We start from the raw sequence: 22,923 nt of genomic DNA on the forward strand, positions 1-22,923 counted from the left end.
TGTGTGCTTACGGCTGGTAAATCGTCAGTGCCACTTAGTAAAGCGTTAATTGTTAACCTCGAGGGGATATAAATGAGTAGATACGTTCAGGTAGACTTGGCTTATGCATTTCTTGCCTCAAAAGAGAATGCAGGCGAGTCTTTTACTATTGAAGAGTTAGCCAATGCGACAGGTTGGAAAAAGCAAACGTGCGGAACTTATCCATCTAAGCGATGGCACCAATATGTTCAAAAGGATGGATCGCATTATCTGACATCAGGAATTAAATCCCTAAGTAAGGAAGAGTTTAGAGCGGTTCATAGTCAAAAACTGCAACAAGTTACTGACCATTCTATAAAAGGTATGTTATTGCACAAAGCCAGGGAGTTTGCGCTACTTGCTGTTTCGACGTACAACAATCCATACACAGAATTTAAGACCTATGGCTATATAGTCAATATTGTTATCGCCTATACAGCGTTGTTTCACGCGATCTTCGAAAAAAAGGGAACCAACTACTTTTATCTAAAAGATGGTCAGCCAACTATCATTGATGGTGAAGAAAAAGCATGGGAGCTAATGGAATGTTGTAACGAATATTGGAAAGGTGTAGAACGTCCTGAAAAGTACAATCTTCAATTCCTTATTGGATTGCGTAACAAAATTGAGCATAGAAGCCTTCCGGCAATTGACTTAGCTGTTGCTGGTGAGTGCCAGTCTGCATTAATGAACTTTGAAAACTTGCTTGTTGATGAGTTTGGTGATTCTCATGCGTTGTGCGCTAACCTTACAATTGCGATGCAACTTAGTCGTGTCTCTGAACAGGCTCAAATAGATACACTTAAACAATTGCAGCGTGACAATTATAAAATCGTACGCCACTACATGGAAAGTTACCGAGCAGATTTAAGTGACGACATAGTTGAAAGTCAACAATATAGGATTAGAGCTATGCTCATACCTAAATTGGGTAACCATGCCAAGTCGTCAGATTTAGCAGTAGAGTTTATAAATGTAAATAACCTCTCTGAAGAAGAGTTAAAAAATTATGAGCAGGGTGTTGCATTTATCAAAGGGATTGAAAATCCGTTTAAATTAAAGCCATCGAAGGTCATGCAATCAGTCAAAGAGAAAATTCCAGAATTCAATATGCCATTACATACGAAATGCTGGAAGTACTACGAGGCTAGACCTAGGGATATTAAAACTGATTTCAAAGGTGAATATTCGTCCTACATAGAAGGGTTTGATGGCTATTTATATACGAATAAGTGGGTTAAGTTCTTAGTTGATGAGTTAAGGAATCCTGAAGTTCTAGAAAAGGTCAGAAGAGCCAATTAACAGTATGAAGAAAATATATAAATATATGCCTTTCCGAGAGGAGTTTTTTTCAAACTATTGTCTGCGAGCGAGCCAACGTGGGGTGTTGAATGACCCATTTGAACTGAGTCCTGCTCAAGATTTAGTTGATAAAGTTCTCCGTGAGGGGCTTGGTGAAGACTTTTTTGAACAAGCTGAGCAATTTGCTACTGATGGTAACTTCAATGAAGTTGGTGTTATTTCATTTACTGAAAATTACAATAACCTTCTGATGTGGTCTCATTATGCTCATGAACACAAAGGGATTGTTGTTGAGTTTGACTATGAAAGGTTAGATTATTTCTTTAATTTAAAACTCTCCATAAGAGATGCGATTAAACGAGTACTCTACAACAGGGAGCGGTTTTCACCCTTACAAACGGAAGTGTGTGTTAAAGACCTACTTCTCACTAAAAGTGATGATTGGATATACGAAAAAGAGCATCGTATATTACCGAAACTGAGGCTTGCTGATTATGTTCGTGTAGACCGCGAACTATTCGAACAACTCCATGAGTTCTATGACAACTTGTATGTAAACTTGTTTGATATCGTCGAAGAAGACGAACACACTGTCACTTTTGAAGTTGATCCTGTCGAATATGAAGAGTTCAACAATCAAGACTGGGATGGGAGTTCGACTGATGACCGAGAAGAGATGAAGTACAGCTACAGTGATGTTATTTTGAATGAAATCTATGGTTCTTTAGCCGTCTTACCTACATCTGTTTTCTTATTTAAGTTACCACCGGAATGCATATCTGCTGTTTTTGTAGGATGCCGTGCATCTGACGAAGATGTTAACTTAATTCGTAGTCTCGTAGGCAGTAAAAATATACCGATTTTTAAAGCTCAGTTAAGTAAGACCCATTTTACTTTAGGTTTTGAAGAAATGTTTGTATAGCAAACGACTAAGGTTTCAAGATACTTTTTTCTAAGCTAACATCGGTATTTTAGAATCTTTGAACTAACTCACTTCTGTCCATCATCGTGTCAGATAGGTCTCAAACTTCTAGCATGAAAATGTACCGGAGTGAGTTTAAAAGGTCAGATGAATTCCAGAATATAGCTACGCTCCTTCAGAGTAACTTGGTATTGAAGTACGAGTGAGAGAAGTGGTTTTTCAGTTTATTTACGATAAATTAAGCACATCAACTCAAGACCTGATAACGTATAGAAAACTTAATCTTAATTTTAATTTTATATACCATGAACCTTGAACCCCTAATAGAAGAACTAAAATCAATCGCTGAAGAATTTCCACTCAAAGAATACTTTACATGGATGATGCCAGAGGACTGCCCGTTAGATTTTCCAAGCGAAATTACTTCGAACTATGACCGAAATATTTTCATGAAGCACAACTTGAGCTCTTTGTTAGTTAACGACTTAACCAATCGCTACTGGGTTATTCAGAAATGGGGAGGGATTGGAAGTCTCAAATCGACAGAAAAAAATGATGATATACTGTCGAAGCTAGATGCTCGTCTCAGCAAAGGCGCTCTAGATAAAAATACATTCGATGTAATTTCATCAATGTCTAAAGTTGCCTCTTTTCTCGATCATACGAAGTATGCTATTTACGACTCAAGGGTCATCTACTCACTTAATTGGCTGTTGCTCAAACATACTGATACTAATGAGTTCTATCCGATGCCTTCGGGTCGAAATAAAGATTTAATCAAATTAGACCTAGATACAATCATTAATCTCACTGGCCGAGATTCTGACAAAATAAGTTATAAAGATGCATACCATAGATATTGTGACCTGATGATTGAACTCTCTAAAGCTATCTACGAACGTCACGAACCATACTGGTCTGAAATGCTCTTATTCTCTATTGCACCAAAGTACATTACGGGTGACATCAAGCAATCGATTTCTATCTCAATTAATGACTAACAAGCTACTAGGTGGAGATTTACAAGAACTAAACATGTTTCTTTTTATCAATAACACTTACCTAAAGTACTGCAGAGGCTGAAATCTAGTATATCGACTCTAAATGATTTCTGTCCAAAGGTGTGCTGACGAGGCATGTAACACGATAACGTTCTGACATGCCTAAGGTAAAATCTATTCGCTGACTTAGTATCACCCTAAGGAATTACATCCGTTTCAAAGGTTTAACCACACTGTCTAACCCCTCAATTTTGAGAGCTAAACACAGCTTGAGCAAATCGCCTAGTTCACCACTCGGCCAGCCTTTTTTATCGAACCATAGTAAATACTCTTCTGGTAAATCAATAAGCACTCGTCCTGCGTACTTACCGAAGGGCATCTGCATTCTCGCCAGTTTTATCAAGTTTTCTTTTTCTAACATAAGATTATCTGTTCAGGTGCGTGAGCAATGTTGTTTACTATTATACCCAAACCATCTGGATAGTTCTCCTGCATGATATTCCCATCCAATGTTCTCTTTATGCTAGAGTACGCGACATTAAGAACGAGTTATGAGAATAAAATGAAGTCACCTTGTCGTGCCGCATGCAAGAACAATGGCGGTATCTGTTCTGGTTGCCATCGGACAATTACAGAAATTATTCAATGGAAAGATAAAACGGATGAGCAGCGAGACGAGCTCATCGAGCAGATCACAGGTAACGACTCAACACATGACTGTCCTGAGTGTGGTAGCCAATCTCACTGCGATATCGAGGCAGGGAAAGAAACCTGCTGGTGCTTTGACGTTGAATCCAGAGAGCGACCAACACCACAACAAGGGCAAAAATGCCTTTGCCGTAAATGCTTAGAGAAGAAGCCTATCGAATAATAAATTTTACCCAAACAACCCATGTATGGCCGTTGTTTGGGTAGAAACGTTTACTTCACCGCCAGTGCTGGCGCATCGAACTTCACACCATCCCACCCTGTTACCATAAAATTACGAATATTCTGATGGTCGTTGTTATCTGGGTGTTGTAAGACATCCTCACGGTAAAAACGACCAAAGCAAGCTAACGTCGCATCCTTGTCCAAACCGTTGAGTAAACCAAACGCAAAGATCTTACACGAACCATTATTCTCTCCGGCACCATTTTGTGTCTCGCCGTTTATAAAAGACGTTGGCGTGAAATCGTAATTTGCCTCAATGACCGCGATTGTGGTTTCAAATTCGATTTTCTCTGGTTGTGACGCAAGTGCATCCAAAAATTGTTTCAGTTCCATGTAAATTCCAAATCCTCTTGCCACTGCTCTGTTTCGAACAACAAGTGACATATATGTTTCATAAAAAGCCAATACAAAGGTCATGAATAATACATACATTCAATGCGTTAACAAAATACGCTCAAGTCAATGCACCAACGTCTTTTACTCAAAAACCTGAATAATTATTCCATGCATTGAACTCTGTTGCATCAACTCAATTAGGAAAAACCATGGACACAACCGTTAAGGCAATCAGAGTATTCGCTCTTTCTTCCCTCGCCATTGCATGTAGTGTGCAAGCCGAAGAGGCAAACACAACGTACAGTTTACAATGTAAACCGACTAACGCACCGACTTCAACAGGAGTCCCCCTTAAGGGTCTAACGTTTGTCGGCACTTCAGTGGCAAATGCGCCTTTTAACACTTCAGCGGCAGAGATTGTTACCTACGATGCGTGTACTGATAAGCTTTATGTAGTAAATGCGCAAGCACAACGCATTGATGTATTAGAAATGGATGACAATAGCGTACCTTCATCAAACACCTACATTGACTTAACAAGCGCTGGGAAATCAGCCGGGGTTGAGATCGGCGCCGCAAACAGTGTGGCGGTCAATGGTGGTCTCATCGCGGTTGCGATAGAAAACAGTAACAAACAACACAACGGCATCATAGCACTATACCGTTCGGACTCACTTGAGCTCATCACAACCTATCCTGCTGGTGCACTACCAGATATGGTGGGCTTCTCTAAAGACGGTCGTTACATTGCGACCGCTAATGAAGGCGAACCCAATGGCGACTACAGCGTCGATCCCGAAGGTAGCGTCACGCTCATTGATCTAAGTACAGGCGTAAAAAGTGCGCAAGTGACTCAAATCGGCTTCAATGAGTTTGATAAAGGCAGGAAAAACGAACTACCAGAACATGTCCGCATTTCTGCGCCAAACGCAAGTGTTGCGCAAGACCTTGAGCCAGAATACTTAACGTTTGGAGCGAATGGAAAAATCTATGTCGCCTTACAGGAAAACAACGCCTTGGCGATCATCAACCCAGACATCAAATCTGTAGAGAAGATCGTCGGCTTAGGTGAGAAATCGTGGTCAGACTCTAAATTAGATGCATCAAACAAAGACAAAACCGTTGGTAACTTCAAAAGCTATCCTCAATTGGTCGGCTTATACATGCCAGATACGTTAGATAGCTATACGGTTAATGGGAAAACTTACATCGTCTCTGCTAACGAAGGTGATGGCCGTGAATACGGATTTACAACCACTCAAGAGCTGTGCGATCAAAAAGGCTTTAAGTGGGATGAAGATGACTACGCGGGTAGCGATGATTACGCCAGTAAACAAGGTACCTGTCTAAGCCATGTTGATGAAGTCCGAGGGAAAAAGCTCGACATTGCGGAAGACCACCCACTAGCCAACGCTTTGAAAGACAATCAACAATTGGCTCGACTTAAAGTGATTAAACCGAAAATAACCTTATCTGCGAAAGACAACGTGCAAGCCTTTGGCACGCGATCTTTCTCCATTTGGGATGAGAATGGCAAACTTGTTTTTGATAGTGGTGATGAATTTGCAACGTTCGCTTACCAAAATCAAGGTCAAAACTTTAACAGCACCAACGACAACAATAGCAGTGGTGATGACCGCAGCGATGATAAGGGGACGGAACCAGAAGCGATTGAAATTGCGCATATCAACAACCGCGACTACGCCTTTATTGGCCTGGAGCGCCAAGGCGGAATCATGGTTTACGATATTACCATTCCTGAGCAAGCTAAGTTCCTGCACTATGTTAATCACCGTGATTACGGCCAGCCTGTCTGCACCGAAGTTGACGACGGTGAATGTGCGAACGATACCTACAACCCAAAAGCAGGCGATTTAGGTCCGGAGTCGATCCATTACTTTACTCGCAATAACCATCACTTTATTGCGGTAGGCAATGAGGTGTCGGGTACTACCTCTGTATATCGAATAGAATTCTAAGACGACAACAAATACGTAAAAAAACCACGCCCGCGTCGGTATGCGGGCGTGGTACTTTGCTCTATGAGTGCAATACTATATCAGCTCATCGCACTTGGACGCACAGATAAAGTCATTCTTGTGTAACCCCTTAATCGAGTGACTCCACCATGTTACCGTCACCTTCCCCCACTCTAATAGAATTGATGGATGGTGAAACTCCTCTTCAGCTAACTCAGCTATCTGGTTGGTGAATGCCCAAGCTTGCTTAAAGTTCTTAAATTTATACACCTTCTCGAGCTGAGAAATGCCGTCTCTGTCTAGGATTTTCCAGTCTGACAGTTGCAGAAGTAGAGACTGTTGTTCCTCTGTATTTAAGGCGATCGCGTCGAGGCTACAAGCTTCGCATTTTTGTTCATTCAACATGAGCGGGTTCCTTTGGTTCAAAGAGTGGAGGAAGCAAACCAGCGTCAATCGCGAGATCGGCTTGCTTTAAAAGATTTAACTGGCTAATGCGATACAATTGTGAAAAATCATCTATCACATAATACTTGGGCTGCATGATATCGATCCGATAAGGCGTTCTTAACACCGTTTGTAAGTCGAATTGCTCGCGTATTGCTGTATCGCTTTCCAATGCGTAGATGGTTTCCCCCGGAGAGGACAAAATGCCTCCTCCGTATATTTTTGTACGGTTACCTTCTTTAACCAGGCCAAACTCAACCGTAAACCAATATAGACGGGCGAGATAGGCTCTCTGCTTAGATGTTGCCGCTTGACCGAGTTGTCCATAGTGTTCAGTAAATGCAGCAAAATCGGGATTGGTTAACATCGCACAGTGACCAAATATTTCGTGGAAAAAATCGGGTTCCTGTAAATAATCGAATTCCTCACGACTGCGAAGAAACGTGGCGACAGGGAATCGTTTGTTACCTAACAGATTAAAAAATCGATCGAAGTCAATGAGCGCAGGCACAGGCTCTACCTGCCAGCCTGTTGCCTCCTTCAACACTTTGTTTACTTCAGGGAGCTGGGGGACACGATCGGTTGGCAAGTTAAGCAACGCCAAACCATGTAGATACGCATCACAAGCACGATCTTGAATCACACTCATTTGTCGGCTGACCAGATCGCGCCAAATCGCGTCTTCCTCTGGGCTCCATTCAACCTTCCCTTCTTGGTTGACAGGCTTAGAATGATACTGAGTCATGGCACACCTCGATTAACAATCCTTTTACATAAAGCCTATCCGGACTCATTGCAGCTTCCAATCCCATTGCGTCACTCTCGGCACCTTCATACTGTAACATATTGTTTACAAAACATTGTAACATCATGATTTTATTGACAGTCAATAAGTTATCGCAAGTTTGACTTTATTAGATAATCCTCTCACACTTAACTTGTTAGCATTTTGTTATGAGAAGGGCAAAGGGACAATGCGCCAAAGCAATAAAGTATGGCAACCGAGCGAAAATCGTATCGACGAAGCCAACCTGACCCAGTTTATTGAACACGTAAACAAGCAGGGCAATAACATCCGAAGCTATTCGGAGTTACATCAATGGTCTTTGGACAATACCGAACAATTTTGGCAAGAGGTATGGTTGTTTTGTGACGTCATTGGTAACCCAGGTGATACAGTAAAAATTCAGGGAGACAGCAAATGGCAACAACCCATAGTGAATCGGGATACGATTTGGTTTCCTGACGCTCATATCAATTATGCCGAAAATTTGCTTAGCTTTGCGTACCAAAAGCCTGACGATTTAGCCATTTGGTTTGAAAACGAGCAAGGAGAAAAGCAAACCTATACGTGGCAATTGCTCTGTGATGAAGTATCCAGTGTTCAACAATGGCTCAAAGAATGTGACATCAAACCAGGAGATGTCGTAGCTGGATACCTGCCCTACCTACCCCAGACCATTGTCGCGATGTTAGCCACCACAAGTTTAGGTGCAACCTGGACATCAACGTCACCGGACTTTGGTGTTGACAGTGTTTTGGAACGGTTTGGCCAAGTAAAACCAAAAGTTCTATTTATCTGTGATGGCTATACGTTCAACGGTAAAACGTTCGACATGACAGATAAAAACCACAAGCTTGCAGAAAACCTACAAGGGCTTAAGCAAGTTTGTCAGATTAGTAACCTAAAGCCACATATATGCGAATGCGATGTATGTACTCAAGATTGGCAGAACGTCCTCAATCAATATTCGCCAGAATCTCTCTTTTTTCATCGCGGCCGTTTCAATGATCCATTGTTTATTCTCTACTCCTCTGGAACGACGGGAAAACCCAAGTGCATCGTTCACTCGGTTGGTGGCACCATCATTAACCATGTAAAAGAGCATCAACTGCATTGCGATGTGCAACCGAATGACCGAGTGTTTTATTACACAACGTGTGGTTGGATGATGTGGAACTGGCACGTATCCGCATTGGCAAGTGGCGCTTGCTTAGTCATTTTTGATGGTAGCCCAATCTACCCGAGCCACAAAGTACTTTGGACATTAGCGCAAAAGGCACAAGTCACTTTGTTTGGCACTTCCGCTAAGTACCTAGAAGCGATGGAAAAAGTAGGCTACTCACCGAAAGACAGCGATGATTTTCCATCACTGAAAACCATCTGCTCGACGGGCTCTGTCCTATTTCCCGAACAATTTGATTACGTGTACCGGCACATAAAAGAAGACGTTCATTTAGCGTCTATTTCTGGGGGTACGGATATATGTGGCTGCTTTGTTCTAGGTAACCCTATTTCTCCTGTTTATCGCGGAGAGTGCCAGGGCGCTGGATTAGGGGTGGATGTCAAAGTATTCAACCCGCAAGGTCACAGTATTGTCGGTGAACGTGGCGAACTGGTATGTGTCAATAGCATTCCCAACTTTCCATCCCAATTCTGGAATGACTTCGGTGAGCGCTACCACCATGCGTATTGGGACAAGTTTCATAATGTTTGGCATCATGGGGATGACGTCGAAGCAACCGAAACGGGTGGCTATATTTTCTATGGTCGCAGTGACACAACGCTAAATCCGGGTGGTGTACGAATAGGCACCTCTGAAATTTACCAGCAAGTCAATGCAATAGATGGCATTGTAGATTCGATTGCCGTGGGCAAAGAAATCGATAGAAATGAACAGATCTGGCTGTTTGTTCAGCTCGCAGACAGCGAGACATTGAGTGATGAATTAATTGCGAAGATCAAAACACAACTGAAACTTTCTTGCTCTCCTCGACACGTGCCGAGTGCGATTTTTGCTATCAGTGACATACCGAAGACTCGGTCAGGAAAGCTCGTGGAACTCGCCGTTAAACAAGTGATCAATGGCAGAGACGTTGATAACCTTGGTTCAATAGCCAATGCACATGTGTTAGATGAAATAAGAGCACGAATCTAGGCGTAAATCATATTCGGGATTTAGCCTGGGTGTTAACGATAAGTAGACGTTAAAGACAACAAAAAGCGAGCGTTAAATCGCTCGCTTTTGGTTAATGTTCATTATTCAAAACTTTTGCTGGGGCGATATCTACGCCTAACTCTGTAGTCAAAACGCAAGGCTTATCGCCTTAGCGACGACCAATACCCATTACAACCGCTATCGTTTGAGTATCTGAGGTAATGTCAAATACCTTTTTTGCTTCTACTTCTGAAAAGCCCGCTTTTTTCAGCGCTTGCTCAGAGCGAGCAACGGTAAAACCTTCACTTTCTGGATCCGCCGCCCAGTCGAAGTGCACAAAGTAACCACCGCAATTGAGGATAGAAAGTGCAATTTTTAAAGAAGCGTCCAAATCATCGACAAAGGCTAGAACTGACGAGGCGACCACAAGATCAAACTGGCCGCGAAACGCCGGATGCTGCGCGACTAAACCTCTCGACAGCACGTCTACGACCGGTTCTACGTTAGCAAGCTCTTTCTTGTCTAACTCTTCAATCATACCTTCTGATGCATCTAGCGCCACGATATCTTTTACAATCGGTGACAATAATTGGCTTAACTGTCCTGTTCCGCATCCAAAGTCTAGCACCTTAAGACCATTAAGCTGAGTTAATCGTTGTAACTGCTCAAATACTGACTGCGCAAATTTCTCTGTTGCTGGATTGGATTCCCAGTTTTTTGCTAAGCCGTCCCAATCTTGTGCCATCGTGGCCTCCATGTTCACTTCTTATGCCCCACATATCACCGTTAGACGTCAAGGTACTCACTAGCGCCTTGAGACTGTATAGGGTACCCCAAAATCGTTAAAAGGCCATAGACTTATCTGGCGAATTACTGTTTTTTTCGATAATCTTTCACAGCTTTGAGAGCACAGCGACACGTTGCTCTTCTTTCATATAAATTTTATTTTTGGTTATGTTAAATCATGAACTTAGCTCAAGTAGAAGCTTTTTGCGTTATTGCCGATTGTGGCTCCGTTTCGGAAGCCGCACGTCACCTTGAATGCAATCGAACCAAGCTCAGCATGTCAGTTAAGGCGCTAGAAAAAGACCTTGGCGTTGAATTGTTTGTACGAACAGGGAATCAATTAACGCTGTCAGAAGCGGGCAAAGCGGTGTACAAAGATTGTGAGTACCTGTTGGTCACTGCGCAACGTATCCGTAAAACATGCGCTCAGGTTACTGAAGGCTTCAACGCAGAAGTCTGGGTGGCTCGTGATGACTCACTCCCTGATGACCTTTGGCAGGAGCTTTCGCATAAACTGAATAATCGCTACCCTTCTACGGCCTTTAACCTCATTTTGGCCTCTAGCGGTGACTTAGCCAACTTAGTGGTAACACAGCAAGTCGACTTCGCGTTTGGTGTTGACTATGAAAGAGTCGACGACCCGCATATTGTTTATAACCCTCTCGGCAAAATTCGTATGATGTCAGTTTGCAGTGCAGAGCACCGACTAAGTAAAATGCGCCGTGTATCCGACGAGGATTTGCGCAGTCAAATGCAAGCACTGATGGTCTACTTGAATGAAAAAGACAATCCAGAATTACAACCTTTTTCAACACGTTACATTGGCTTTTCTAGCTTCGATTACATGCTAAATACCATTTTGGAAGAAGATGCCTGGGGGGTGTTGCCTGAACCACTCATCCGCCATTATTTACGTCAACAAAAACTGGCAGTCATTAAACACACTTACGGTTTAACGCAAGAAGATTACTGTATGTTCGCGCCTAATGGCCAAATCGAGCACCCAGCAATGACTTGGTTAGCTGATAAACTCAGTGATTATTTATTTGACTTCTAACTATTTCGCACTGACTGTCAATATTATTGACACCACAAACCCACCATAACTAACTGTTTTTAAACAAATTAAATTAAACCATTCCTAATTCACTTGCTAAAAATAAAGTTAGTAGTTGCCTTAATTACCCCTAGCGACAAGAATACTGGGTAATAATACAACTAGGCATCTTTTATGTGTGACAGAACAAGTAAAAACGAAAACCACGCACTCACTACCTCAGCCCTTTTAGCTTCGGGCTTTGCGGTCATGGGCATGGTTCTTGGCTTGGCTGTCGGCTCCATTGTCATCGTATTTGACGGTGTATATTCTTTGGTTAGCTTACTGTTAACATTATTGTCACTGGCCGCCTCTTACTACATCAACAAGCCTTCTAAATCAGTATTTCCTTTTGGAAAAGCGGTCTTAGAGCCTATCGTCATCGCGATCAAAGCCATCGTTATATTGATTGTGGTTTTGTTTTCTTTGTATTCTGCGCTCTCTGCGATTATGTCTGGTGGACGAGAAGTTGATGCGTCTGCTGCTACCCTGTTCGGCATCGTGAATGTGTTAGGTTGTGGCTATGCGTGGTGGTTTATGGCTAAACGGAGCCGCCATTTTTCATCGGGCTTGATTGAGGCAGAGAAAAAGCAGTGGCAAATGGATACGCTACTCAGCGTTGCGGTTACACTTGGCTTTGTTTCGGCTTGGTTAGTATCGATATCTCCATTTTCCGAGTATGCTGTCTATGCCGACCCAATGATGATGATTCTTATGGGCTTTTATTTCCTTAAAGTTCCATTTGATATGCTGTGCGGAGCATTGCGCGAACTACTTATGATGGCTCCGAGTAAAGAGTTGTGCCAAGTGGTCGGGCATGATGTATTAGAAATAAATAAAGCCTCTGACCATCAGTTAAAAGTCGCGGGAATCACTAAAGTGGGGCAAGAACTACGAGTAAATATCGATCTGCGCGTTGACAATGACACGCTTGAGTTAGAAACGTTAGAGCAAACAAGACATCAGTTAACTAAACGCCTGTCCAAGCACAAGTTTAAATTGCAGTTGCAATTAAACGTGGCGACTTTTTAGACCTTCTTTATTCCAAATCCCCTATCTAAGCTAAGCGACTAATTGGGCGCTTAGCTTTCCCCAATAATCTCACGCCGCCTCTTGGTATTTTTATTCTTCCGTTACTGTTTTTCTTTGATAGCCATCCAACACGAGAACAAGACAATAGTGACCTTGATGATGCCCTACCAATAGTTATGATTCATAAATCGCGATATTCAATGTGGTATTTTATTAAAGTGAAATTAAAAACCATACTCAAAGAGTGCTCTGGTGCTTGAACTGTATAGTGCTCGCACTCTATGCTGATTGAAACCAATGCAAACTTATATACAAGGAGTGGGAAAATGAAAAAAGTCGCAGTCATCCTCAGTGGCGCTGGTGTTTATGATGGAACAGAGTTACATGAAGCCGTTTTAGCACTCCATGCGGTTGAAAAAGCAGGAGCCACTTGGCATTGCTTCGCTCCCAATATTGACCAGCTCCATGTGATTAATCATCTCACTGGAGAAGAAACAAACGGTTCGCGAAATGTACTAGAAGAAGCCGCTCGAATCGCGCGTGGTAATATTGAGGATGTTGCTAAACTCAACGTCGACGACTTTGATGCTTTGTTGATCCCTGGTGGGTTTGGCGCAGCAAAAAATCTGACCGACTTTGCAGTCTCTGGCGCGGAATGCTCCATCAATACGCATGTTGCTCAAGCATGTCGCGGGTTCGCAAACGCCAAAAAACCTGCTGGTTATCTGTGCATTTCTCCTATCATCATTCCTATGATTTATGAGCAAGGTGTAAAAGGAACCATTGGCAATGATGAAGCGACCGCTACCGCCTTTAACCTGATGGGAGGCGAGCATATTGAATGTAAAGTAGAAGACATTGTTTTTGACGAGAAATACAACGTTTTATCGACACCGGCTTATATGTTGGCCGAAACTATTTCGCAAGCGGCAGCAGGCATAGATAAGCTCGTATCTAAGCTGATAGAAATTAGCTAATAACTTAAATCTATTCTGTGACCTCAAGAAAGTGAAGTCTATTACTCATCAAACCCTCGAAAAACGTTCGGGGGTTTTTACATCTTTATACAGTTCTTTCCCTGACAAACTCCGTCGTTAGGTGCTAGCTTCTATTAATAAACATACTCAAATTGGAAGGAACCATGAGAACTGTTGCTATAACTTTGCTCTGCTGCCTCTCTTTCGCAGTAAATGCCACGGAGTACAAAGTAAAAGAAATTGCTCAAGGATTTCACATTCCGTGGGGCATAGAGTTTTTAGATGAGCAGCGACTGTTGGTCAATGAAAAGAACGGCACAGTTTCATTGCTCAACGTGGAATCCGGTCAGAAAGATAAACTGTTCACCGTTCCAAACGTCAATACCAGCGGTCAAGCAGGTTTGCTTGATGTTGCACTGGCACCGAACACCAATCCCCAAAAGCCACAACTCTTCTTTACCTATAGCAAACGGACTGCAAAAGGAAATACGGTTGCCCTAGCAACCGCAGAGCTTGAAGAAAGCGCATTAGTCAACTGGCGAGACCTTTTTATCGCTGATGCGTATACCGATACAAGTCGGCACTTTGGCAGCCGCATTGCGTTTGTTGAAGGTAAAGTCTATCTCTCTATCGGTGATCGTGGAGAGCGTGAGAACGGACAAAATACGCAAACTCATGCCGGCTCAATTCTGCGCCTCAACCTTGATGGTTCAGTTCCCGATGATAACCCTTTTGACGCATCGACCGCACGCCCAGAAATTTGGAGCTATGGCCACCGAAACCCACAAGGACTCTTTTACGATAAGGCAACCAAGCAACTCTGGTCTATAGAGCACGGACCTCGTGGTGGCGATGAAATTAACCTAATCAAAAAAGGCATGAATTATGGCTGGGCCACCGTATCTCAAGGTCAGGAATACTGGGGGCCGCTTGATGTCGGAGACGCGAAGTCCTTACCGGGAATGGAAGACCCAAAACTGGTTTACATCCCGTCTATCGCCCCAAGCAATTTACTCGTGTATCGAGGAAATCAATACCCTGAACTGAATGGGAAAATCGTCGCAGGCGCACTTAAACTGACGCATATTAACGTTGTAAGTATAGAGAACAACAAACTGACGGAATACACACGACTGCTGGAAGCTTTGGGTGAAAGAATAAGAGACATTACAACCAGCCCAGATGGACATATTTACTTTTCAACAGACAGTGGAAAGATATTCCGTTTAGAGAAGGCGTAGGCCGTATAATGCGTTCATTTAAGCGTAAGACACCTGTTCGTGTTAAACCATGTTTACGAGGTAACTATGACGCCCTTCCCTTTGAAAATAGAGAGCATTAAAGCGGTCATTTTCGACTTGGACAACACGTTGGTCAGTTCGGATATGGACTTTAACGGGCTGCGCCACCAACTGGGCTGCCCTCCAACTGAGGACTTATTAACGTTTGTCGAACAGATAGAGCATCCAAATCAGAGAGAGCATGCACACAACGTCATTTTCGACCATGAGATCTCTGACGCGGAACATTCACATCCTTTATTGGGTTGTCACGAATTGTTGGCCTATCTGAAAAGCAATCATATTAAGACAGCCATTGTGACACGTAATTGCCAAATAGCGACGCAACGCAAGTTGCAACATAACAACATTGAAGTCGAACTTGTCATTACGCGCGAATGTTATCCACCTAAGCCCGATCCATTAGCGCTGCAAATGTTGGCGAAAGAGTGGCGACTCATGCCGAGAGAAGTACTGTATGTTGGTGACTTTATTTATGATTTACAAGCCGCCTACAATGCAAAGATGCCATCTTGCCTCATCCATCATGGTAAGCAGCTATCGTTTCATCAATCCGCGTCACTTGCGGTAGCAGAGTTGTTAGACCTTCTTGAACATTTCAATGTAAAGCGTGTCATTGAAAATAACTAGTGCGTCATTAAAGTAGAAGTAGACTAAGGAGCACACCAGTGCTCCTTTGACCATTTTACGGATTTTAGCCTTGTAGATAAGCGTTAAGCATCCACATTAACTTTTCTTGCTCGCGAATATAATCACTCATTAACGCCGCAGTACCTTCATCTCCGGCTTCACTGGCGTTGGCTAGAATCTCGCGCTGACTAACAAGCAGAACGCTAAATCCGTCGACTAACCCTTTCACACAGTCATTTCCAGAGACAGCGTTCTGGTGCTCTTTTATCTTGCTTGATGCCAAATAGTGACTAAATGCGTGCTCTGGTGTGTAACCCAATGTCAAAATTCGTTCAGCAAGCTCATCAATTTTGGTTTGAAGATCTGTATAAATCTCTTCGAACTTCAGGTGCAGTTCAAAGAACTGGTGTCCTTTAATGTTCCAGTGGTAGCCACGCGTATTCATGTACAGCACTTGGTAATGGGCAAGTAGCTGATTCAACTGCAGTGCTAGTTGTTCTGACTGTTGGCGATCAAGACCAATTAAGTTAACTTGTGTGCTCATCATCTAGCTCCTATGTATGATTCAATTTAAATTTGCAGCGTTTACTTCTCACTGCTGATGGAATCATTCTAGGATTGTGGACTGGGTAAAGGAATTCGGTTATGGCTATAGCTTCGATAACCAATATCAATGGATCTGTCGACGCACTTAAACAGACAATAAAATGGTATGTGAATCCAAACACTCCGCAAGACAACTGAAGAATGTTTGGCTATATGTTTACGCTGTTTTAAATGTGGCCATTTGCTGGTTAAGCTCTGTCACTTGTTGTTTGACTTGCATCGACGTCTCAGAGGCGTGTTGACTGTTTGACGAAACCTGACTGACCGCGTGAGTGATATCCTCCATCAGACCAGTAATCGATTCCGTTGCATGGGACTGCTGCTCTGCGGCGGCGGCAAGCTCAGCCATTTGTCCATTCAGCGAACTGATTTGCTCAGTGGTGGATACCAATTTTGTCACCGCTTGTTCAATATGTTCTGCGCCACGCTCTGCGAGTGACTGGCTATGCTCAATCTCTTTTACCACTCCATGAGTCGAGCGCTGAATCGCATGAATAATGCCATTAATTTCTGACGTTGATTCCGTAGTTCTTGTCGCTAGCATACGTACCTCATCAGCGACAACCGCAAAACCACGCCCTTGTTCACCAGCCCGCGCCGCTTCGATAGCTGCGTTGAGAGCCAACAAATTGGTTTGCTCAGCTAATCCTTCAATGACTTCCGTCACACGGCCAATGGCCTCACTCTCTTTACTCAACAACGTTACTTGAGTGCTCGCATTTTCTACGCTGGTATACAAACTCTCCATCGTGGCTTTATTTTGCTCTAACGACTGGCGCCCCTGATCGATCTCACTGTTCGACTCAGACAGTTTGTGTACCGATTGATTGGCTTGATCGAGTGTATTGCGCGCAGCTATGGCGATTTCTTCAAGCTGCCGTCCCATTTCAACAATATTCGTTTGCTGCTTTTCAACATGGCTGGACGTGACTTGAGCCGACTGTAAAAGCTCACCCATGCTAAATTCGACTTGGCTAGCCTTACCACTGACCCCAGAAACAATACCAGCTAAAGATTCATTCATCCTATTGATGGCGTTAGTTAGAACAGAAAGCTCATCATGGCCAGTCACGGCTAATGCGGGCTGCGAGACATCACCAGAAGCAATGATTTTTGCTCTCTCGGATACCTTCTGTACCCGACGACCAATGTTATTACCCATAAACTTGGAGATAGCTATCGCTGCGGCTAAAACAAGCGCACCGGCAATCAACATAGAAGACAGCACATTTTGGATCGATTGATTGATCCCCAGTCCACTTTGATTGGCGCGTTCCTGTTGTTCGCGTACGACCGTTTCTAAGCTGTGATCAAGTGCATCTGCTGCTGGCAACAACTCGTTCGCCATCAACAAATTTGCTTTATTCCATTCAGCAGATTGGCGCAAAGCGATTACTTGCTTGGCGAGAGGAAAATAAAGTTGCTGCATTTCCTTAAACAGAGACCAAAGTGATTGGTCGTTGTCAGAAAGCCTATCAATTTTTTCATCGATTTCGGCTACTGACTGAGTATGGAACTTAATCAAATCATTATATTTATCAAGGTGATCTTGATTTCCATACAAAAGAAAATCACGTAGTGCAGACAAAGCATTTGCCAATGAAGTATAGCTGTCAGCATAGACTTTAAAAAGGCGTTTGCGATCTCCGCCAAAGGGGTTTCCAGACTCTTCATTGATCAAGCTTTGGATTTGATCCAATGCAACTTCAGCAATCGGTGCGGCTTCATTAATAAATAAATTGTGAGCTGGGAGGTTTTCTTCGCTATGACTCAACGCTATCAATTGGTTAAGTAGGTCCTTAACCGCGTTCCACTGACTCTGAATGGTTTGAAATTCCTGTTCAGGGATCAATGCTTGTAAAGTAGGCAAAGATTCATCGGTCGAAGTCATAATTGTTTGAACATTTTGGCTCAATTCTGTACCTGTCGCTTCATTTTCGCCTCCAAGCAACATATAGGCACGAATAGAGGATAACGAAGCGTGTACGGATTGCTGAATAGCCCGGCTGGTGTCTACAGTAGGCAAATCAGAAACAAGCAACGACGAAGCATGCTGTTCAACAACGGTAATATTTCGATAAGTAAATACCGATGATGCCACAAAAAGCACGGCCAACAACAAAAAGCTTAGCTGTAACTTTCTTGATATCGTAAGGTTCATCCATAAACTCCTGACAACGATGAGCGATTTAACCCCAGTAACTTCAAATTACAGAATGTCGTGCCTTATCCGTTGACAGATCCATCAGCCAAGTATTCTCGGAAAAACCAAACACCTTGAAGTTAAGTGAGTATAAATATACCAATATTTACAAAAATGTTAAATAAAATCATTGAAAATGAATGGTATTCAAGTTTTTCTTCGACTTTAGACCCATTCATTAGCAAGATGAGCTGAACAACAAGACACCCAAATCATGACTGGTTCATGAATCAAATAAACGTGGAACCCATTGAGAGGAGCATCGAGAATGAAACCAATCGATAACTTAACACCAGCGGAAACTAAAAAGCCCTATTCAAAATCCTCTTTAAAGAGTGCTTTGAATAGGGCTTTTCGCCTTTATGCTTCGCTTTCCGATTAAAACTTCCTTTCCCTTTCTTCGCTTTAACTACTCTCGTTTTAAACAGTTGGCTGGTGACGACGGCTTTTAGCGCGTTGTCTTTAATTTGCCCTCTGCCGAACTCAGTGTCTTGCTCAGTGACATTCAGCGGAGATTTAGATTTATGCTTTGCCATAATATCTCCTCAATGGTCAAACCAGATGGAACAAAAATTAAGACTTTGAATCAATTTTGTAGATTCGGTTGTATTTTATACTAAAAAAATTCACTTCGCTGTCATTTATTTGAAATCCAGTCAAAAACATGCTGGGTAAAAGGTGACTGGATACAAATAATTGACTTAAAGTGCCAATAAATGTTGACTCTCAGCGTATTTAACCTAGACTCAAAGCCGGCTAGAAAGAAAGTTCTTTGTTTTCACATTTCGTTGGATTTCTCGTGATTCCGTCGTCCTGTGGTACGCAATAGCAATTTATTTTTCCACGCTATAAGCGCCGTTGAGGCGAAAGATTACACGTTATAATTAGGAAATAGACATGTCTAACACAGCTACTGGCACAGTTAAGTGGTTCAACGAAACTAAAGGCTTCGGTTTCATTCAACAAGAAAACGGCCCTGACGTATTTGCTCACTTCTCTGCAATCACTGGTGACGGCTTCCGTACTCTAGTTGAAGGCCAGAAAGTAGAATTCGTTATCTCTCAAGGTCAAAAAGGCCCTCAAGCAGAGCAAATCAAAGTACTTTAATTTCTAAAGAATTTGATACGATAGCCAGCTTTTAAGCTGGCTATTTTTTTGCCTACTCCCAAGTAACCTGACATCAAGTGCGCTGTCACATAAACTACTGATCACGTCCATGGCTCTAAAACCAACCATTTATAAGTTTCGTATCGCGATTTCTGATATGAACAACGATTATTACGACTCCAAAAACCTGACGATCGCCCTTCACCCTTCGGAGAAGCCACAACGCATGTTGGCGAGAGTATTAGCCTACTGCCTGAATGCCCAAAATAACTTGGAGTTTACTAAAGGTCTATCCTCCATTGAGGAGCCAGATTTATGGCATGTCGCGGATGACCAAACCATTGTTGAGTGGATCGAAATTGGGGAGCCCGAGCCAGACAGAGTCAAAAAAGCCTCCCGCTTAGCGAAACAGGTCAAAGTTTACAGCTTCAACACCAAAAGCTCCGTATGGTGGGACAAAGTCATCAATAAATTTTCGATGCTGCCGGTCAGTGTATATAGCTTTGATTACGACGCTATCGATAGCATTTGTCATAGCCTTGACCGAGGGGCCAACCTGTCTGTTATGATTTCGGGTACGTCTATATTTGTTGATATTAACGATCAACATGTCGAAGTTACATTGAAGGAGTTGCAAAGCCATGACGCCTCTTAATGAATTGATTCAAGAGATGGGATTCACTGATATTCCATTTATCAAAGAGCATGCCGTGGCAAATCAACGTTGGCTGCAGCAACAAGCACCTTTATTCGAGCGTGTTTGTGAACACAAACCTAGTACCGCGCCAACTCTTCATCTTCTTGGCTTGCTAACCAAATCTCACATTGAAGCCAGTGCCTTGTATGAGCAACAAGCTCATTCTACTCAGCAGATGCAGCAAGTACTGACAGACACCTTAGGTGATGAACACGCAAGCAAGTTTACCAACCCAGTAACGGAAGATCTTATTCTTATCACCCATTTATGGCTTTACACGCAAGGGTATTTAAATATGGACTTCAGTTTGGCACACGATCATGCCCAGCAAACCCAACAGTCATTGCAACATGAACTTGTTATCAAGCGAGTTGATATCGACGCGTTTAGAACTGAGTTAATGCAAAGCTTTTACTTAGGTAAAGAAGCAAACTCAACTTCTAGCGACGGTATTTTGGGATGGGTAAAGCGGATCTTATCCTCATAAAAAGCATGGTTTTATCCATCTCGAACACCTGATAGACTCCCTCTCAAGACGCGACACGCACTCCTTATTCATGTTCATCAGGGACCTATCATGAAGTTTATTCGTTGGTTTTTAGGCAAGATCATCTTATTGCTCAATGCTGTTTTTTCACCGAGTGGGATCAAACGCAGCGCGGAAGAACAAAAAATCGTAGATGACAAAGCCAAGCAGTTTGCTCTCTATCAATTTGATGCCTGCCCGTTTTGTGTCAAAGTACGTCGTGCAATGAAACGACAGTCGGTCAAAATCGAGCTACGTGATGCGAAAAACGATGCACAGCACCGTCAAGAGCTTGAGCAGGGCGGCGGACGTATTAAAGTACCGTGTTTGCGTATTGAAAAAGATGGCGCAACCCAATGGCTTTACGAGTCATCCGACATTGTCGCCTACATCGAGAAAGAGTTTGCTTAATTTTCTCTTTCCAAACAACTGCTTCACTCAACCGAAAAGAGACAGCCAATATGGTTGTCTCTTTGCGATTTTAGCCTAGATAAAGATGAGTAACAGTTAGTCAGTCACAAGCAGCATCAGTTCAACACGTCGATTACAAGCTTTCCCACTCGAGGTCGCATTGGTACATTGCGGCACATGCTCACCAAATCCGCGCGAGAAAACACGCTGCTTTGGCATATTGGTGGCTAATAGCTGTTTCTCAACTTCACGAGCGCGTTTTTCTGATAGCGAGTCGTTAAAACTGGCAGCTCCAGTGCTGTCCGCATGACCATCAATAACAACATCCACATCACTACGATCTGCAAGGTAATACCCCAAGTTCTTTAACCAATCCCGTGATTGTCGAGATAACTGTGAAGAACCGGTCTGAAAGTGGACGCGATCATTAAGTCTCACCATTAAATGTCCGCCGCGAACCGTTTCATGGGCAATATTGTGTCTGTCCAAAAACATTTCTAGCGAAGTGACTTTCTGTGATTCCCCGACAGGCATACGTGACGCTTGGCGGACTTGAGGCGATGCAACGGCACGTGGCGCGCTGGCATACCCCCACTCTGGATGCCTCAACTCAGAGTTGGTTTTCGGGGCTGTATCCAGCATATTTCCGCCAGGCATCATTTCATCGCTGAGATTACTGCACCCAGCGAGAATGCCACATATGATTAAGATCCATTGTTTCATACCGTTACCAACATAGATAAATTCTTATTGATTGTGTCGACCTACAGCTTGATTTCTTTAGCTGTAGTCAAACACAACCCGTATATTCAGGCTTATTATACAGTTATTAAGTAATAGCCTGTCACCAATACGCATGCACTTTTTGCATATACTGTTAGCATATATTGTGCCATTGCAGACAATGAAAAATGGGTCATAGAACGATGCAATATTCATTGAGCCGTCCCCAACTTAAGTGTAACAAGTGGTTTTAATGGTTTTCGTCGCTAACGTTAACCGATAAACTAGTGAAAACATTCAAACTTAGATAAAAACATGTTCAAAACCGTTTCTAAAGGCCTAGCTATCATTGCCGCGATCGCTGCCCTGTCAGCATGTGACAACGGCAATATTCAGCCACAACAGGGTAAACAATATGACGTTTTGCCTACCTCACTCCAAGAGTTTGAGCTACCACCGCTTACTGAAGCTTTCTCTTTAACCTGTGGGCATTGCAGATCGATGGAAGAATACATTCCTCAAATCGAATCATTGACCAACCAACAGGTCCAAAAAGTGCACGTCACTTTTAATAAAAGCGCACAAGTCAGCGCGATAATTTTCTACACAGCGGTAATGCAATTAGACGCAATGCCAGAAAAAGCGTTTATGGCCGATCTTTTCTCTGCAGTACAAATGGGACCAGAAGCTTCAGCAGAAGAACGCCAAGCGGCAGTAGAAAACGCGTTTGAATCACGTAACCTGATTAGCCCTTATTACCTTGATGAGCCGCAACAAACGAAATTGTTTGACTACATAGAAAAAGCAGAAGCCATTACAAGCCAAGGGCAAATTAACTCCGTTCCAACGTTTATCGTTAACGGAAAATATCAAGTGCTTAGCGCTGGACATGAAAGTGTTGAAGCGATGGCCGAAACCATTAATTTTTTATTAAAACAACCTGATTAAAACTAG

Annotated in this window: 25 protein-coding genes; 16 read left to right on the forward strand and 9 right to left on the reverse strand. The window is 42.9% G+C overall.

Annotated elements, in window-relative coordinates:
- Nucleotides 1–72: 72 nt before the first annotated feature.
- The 3 genes from ONE56_RS18195 to ONE56_RS18205 all read left to right on the forward strand — a co-directional run bounded on the left by ONE56_RS18195 (nt 73) and on the right by ONE56_RS18205 (nt 3,243).
- Complete coding sequence (locus ONE56_RS18195; protein ID WP_423840673.1) at nt 73–1,320, forward strand: DUF3644 domain-containing protein; 1,248 nt, start codon at nt 73–75, stop codon at nt 1,318–1,320.
- Nucleotides 1,321–1,324: 4 nt separating this feature from the next.
- Nucleotides 1,325–2,242 carry a DUF2971 domain-containing protein gene (locus tag ONE56_RS18200; RefSeq protein WP_423840674.1) on the forward strand — a complete coding sequence of 306 codons (918 nt, stop codon included), beginning with the start codon at nt 1,325–1,327 and terminating at the stop codon, nt 2,240–2,242.
- A 305-nt stretch (nt 2,243–2,547) separates the two neighbouring features.
- Nucleotides 2,548–3,243, forward strand: coding sequence for a hypothetical protein (locus ONE56_RS18205; protein WP_041156638.1), 696 nt, complete (start codon nt 2,548–2,550; stop codon nt 3,241–3,243).
- Nucleotides 3,244–3,448: 205 nt separating this feature from the next.
- Here the strand turns inward: ONE56_RS18205 and ONE56_RS18210 are convergent, their stop codons facing one another.
- Nucleotides 3,449–3,664: a DUF3820 family protein gene (locus tag ONE56_RS18210; protein ID WP_005375557.1), complete on the reverse strand. Its 216-nt coding sequence runs from the start codon at nt 3,662–3,664 to the stop codon at nt 3,449–3,451.
- Between the two features lie 141 nt (nt 3,665–3,805).
- Between ONE56_RS18210 and ONE56_RS18215 the strand changes: the two genes are divergently transcribed.
- Complete coding sequence (locus tag ONE56_RS18215) at nt 3,806–4,114, forward strand: cysteine-rich CWC family protein (protein ID WP_331438769.1); 309 nt, start codon at nt 3,806–3,808, stop codon at nt 4,112–4,114.
- A gap of 50 nt (nt 4,115–4,164) precedes the next feature.
- Here ONE56_RS18215 and ONE56_RS18220 read toward each other — a convergent pair whose 3' ends face one another.
- Nucleotides 4,165–4,509: a HopJ type III effector protein gene (locus ONE56_RS18220; RefSeq protein WP_423840675.1), complete on the reverse strand. Its 345-nt coding sequence runs from the start codon at nt 4,507–4,509 to the stop codon at nt 4,165–4,167.
- A gap of 212 nt (nt 4,510–4,721) precedes the next feature.
- Between ONE56_RS18220 and ONE56_RS18225 the strand changes: the two genes are divergently transcribed.
- Complete coding sequence (locus ONE56_RS18225; protein WP_423840676.1) at nt 4,722–6,491, forward strand: choice-of-anchor I family protein; 1,770 nt, start codon at nt 4,722–4,724, stop codon at nt 6,489–6,491.
- A gap of 75 nt (nt 6,492–6,566) precedes the next feature.
- On the opposite strand, the gene ONE56_RS18230 is transcribed toward ONE56_RS18225, so the two are convergent.
- Together ONE56_RS18230 and phhA are read right to left on the reverse strand one after the other, a co-directional pair.
- Complete coding sequence (locus ONE56_RS18230; protein ID WP_041154007.1) at nt 6,567–6,896, reverse strand: 4a-hydroxytetrahydrobiopterin dehydratase; 330 nt, start codon at nt 6,894–6,896, stop codon at nt 6,567–6,569.
- Nucleotides 6,886–7,680 (reverse strand): phenylalanine 4-monooxygenase, encoded by a 795-nt coding sequence (phhA, locus tag ONE56_RS18235; protein ID WP_331438766.1) that lies wholly within the window; start codon nt 7,678–7,680, stop codon nt 6,886–6,888. The genes ONE56_RS18230 and phhA overlap by 11 nt, the downstream gene beginning before the upstream one ends.
- Before the next feature lie 229 nt (nt 7,681–7,909).
- Between phhA and ONE56_RS18240 the strand changes: the two genes are divergently transcribed.
- Nucleotides 7,910–9,874, forward strand: coding sequence for an acetoacetate--CoA ligase (locus ONE56_RS18240; RefSeq protein ID WP_423840677.1), 1,965 nt, complete (start codon nt 7,910–7,912; stop codon nt 9,872–9,874).
- Between the two features lie 169 nt (nt 9,875–10,043).
- Here the strand turns inward: ONE56_RS18240 and ONE56_RS18245 are convergent, their stop codons facing one another.
- Nucleotides 10,044–10,619, reverse strand: coding sequence for a class I SAM-dependent DNA methyltransferase (locus ONE56_RS18245; protein ID WP_423840678.1), 576 nt, complete (start codon nt 10,617–10,619; stop codon nt 10,044–10,046).
- Between the two features lie 219 nt (nt 10,620–10,838).
- Between ONE56_RS18245 and ONE56_RS18250 the strand changes: the two genes are divergently transcribed.
- The 5 genes from ONE56_RS18250 to ONE56_RS18270 all read left to right on the forward strand — a co-directional run bounded on the left by ONE56_RS18250 (nt 10,839) and on the right by ONE56_RS18270 (nt 15,696).
- Nucleotides 10,839–11,717 carry a LysR family transcriptional regulator gene (locus ONE56_RS18250; protein ID WP_041154011.1) on the forward strand — a complete coding sequence of 293 codons (879 nt, stop codon included), beginning with the start codon at nt 10,839–10,841 and terminating at the stop codon, nt 11,715–11,717.
- A gap of 174 nt (nt 11,718–11,891) precedes the next feature.
- Nucleotides 11,892–12,788, forward strand: coding sequence for a cation transporter (locus ONE56_RS18255; protein ID WP_423840679.1), 897 nt, complete (start codon nt 11,892–11,894; stop codon nt 12,786–12,788).
- Nucleotides 12,789–13,114: 326 nt separating this feature from the next.
- The gene (elbB, locus tag ONE56_RS18260; RefSeq protein WP_041154013.1) at nt 13,115–13,765 is read left to right on the forward strand and encodes an isoprenoid biosynthesis glyoxalase ElbB; all 651 of its coding nucleotides are present in this window, start codon (nt 13,115–13,117) and stop codon (nt 13,763–13,765) included.
- 164 nt (nt 13,766–13,929) lie between these two features.
- A complete protein-coding gene (locus tag ONE56_RS18265; RefSeq protein ID WP_423840680.1) occupies nt 13,930–15,006 on the forward strand; it encodes a PQQ-dependent sugar dehydrogenase in 1,077 nt (358 codons plus the stop codon).
- Between the two features lie 66 nt (nt 15,007–15,072).
- The gene (locus ONE56_RS18270) at nt 15,073–15,696 is read left to right on the forward strand and encodes an HAD family hydrolase (protein WP_423840681.1); all 624 of its coding nucleotides are present in this window, start codon (nt 15,073–15,075) and stop codon (nt 15,694–15,696) included.
- A 64-nt stretch (nt 15,697–15,760) separates the two neighbouring features.
- On the opposite strand, the gene ONE56_RS18275 is transcribed toward ONE56_RS18270, so the two are convergent.
- The 3 genes from ONE56_RS18275 to ONE56_RS18285 form a co-directional block, all read right to left on the reverse strand.
- The gene (locus ONE56_RS18275) at nt 15,761–16,240 is read right to left on the reverse strand and encodes a Dps family protein (RefSeq protein ID WP_423840682.1); all 480 of its coding nucleotides are present in this window, start codon (nt 16,238–16,240) and stop codon (nt 15,761–15,763) included.
- A gap of 219 nt (nt 16,241–16,459) precedes the next feature.
- Nucleotides 16,460–18,463, reverse strand: a complete 2,004-nt coding sequence (locus ONE56_RS18280; RefSeq protein WP_423840683.1) for a HAMP domain-containing methyl-accepting chemotaxis protein — start codon at nt 18,461–18,463, stop codon at nt 16,460–16,462.
- A 344-nt stretch (nt 18,464–18,807) separates the two neighbouring features.
- Complete coding sequence (locus tag ONE56_RS18285; RefSeq protein WP_423840684.1) at nt 18,808–19,041, reverse strand: alternative ribosome-rescue factor A; 234 nt, start codon at nt 19,039–19,041, stop codon at nt 18,808–18,810.
- Nucleotides 19,042–19,402: 361 nt separating this feature from the next.
- On the opposite strand from ONE56_RS18285, the gene ONE56_RS18290 reads away from it, so the two are divergent.
- The 4 genes from ONE56_RS18290 (at nt 19,403) to ONE56_RS18305 (ending at nt 21,246) form a co-directional block, all read left to right on the forward strand.
- Nucleotides 19,403–19,612 carry a cold-shock protein gene (locus tag ONE56_RS18290; RefSeq protein WP_005375625.1) on the forward strand — a complete coding sequence of 70 codons (210 nt, stop codon included), beginning with the start codon at nt 19,403–19,405 and terminating at the stop codon, nt 19,610–19,612.
- A gap of 109 nt (nt 19,613–19,721) precedes the next feature.
- On the forward strand, nt 19,722–20,267 hold the full coding sequence (locus ONE56_RS18295; RefSeq protein ID WP_041154019.1) for a YaeQ family protein: 546 nt from the start codon (nt 19,722–19,724) through the stop codon (nt 20,265–20,267).
- Nucleotides 20,254–20,796, forward strand: coding sequence for a hypothetical protein (locus ONE56_RS18300; protein ID WP_041154020.1), 543 nt, complete (start codon nt 20,254–20,256; stop codon nt 20,794–20,796). The genes ONE56_RS18295 and ONE56_RS18300 overlap by 14 nt, the downstream gene beginning before the upstream one ends.
- 90 nt (nt 20,797–20,886) lie before the next feature.
- Nucleotides 20,887–21,246, forward strand: a complete 360-nt coding sequence (locus tag ONE56_RS18305) for a glutaredoxin family protein (protein ID WP_041154021.1) — start codon at nt 20,887–20,889, stop codon at nt 21,244–21,246.
- Between the two features lie 96 nt (nt 21,247–21,342).
- Here ONE56_RS18305 and ONE56_RS18310 read toward each other — a convergent pair whose 3' ends face one another.
- A complete protein-coding gene (locus tag ONE56_RS18310) occupies nt 21,343–21,969 on the reverse strand; it encodes an OmpA family protein (protein WP_041154022.1) in 627 nt (208 codons plus the stop codon).
- Nucleotides 21,970–22,284: 315 nt separating this feature from the next.
- Here ONE56_RS18310 and ONE56_RS18315 point away from each other — a divergent pair, with 315 nt between their 5' ends.
- Nucleotides 22,285–22,917, forward strand: a complete 633-nt coding sequence (locus ONE56_RS18315; protein ID WP_423840685.1) for a thiol:disulfide interchange protein DsbA/DsbL — start codon at nt 22,285–22,287, stop codon at nt 22,915–22,917.
- The last annotated feature ends 6 nt before the right edge of the window (nt 22,918–22,923 follow it).

Source organism: Vibrio mytili, from assembly GCF_049563345.1.
Taxonomy (GTDB): Bacteria; Pseudomonadota; Gammaproteobacteria; order Enterobacterales; family Vibrionaceae; genus Vibrio; species Vibrio mytili.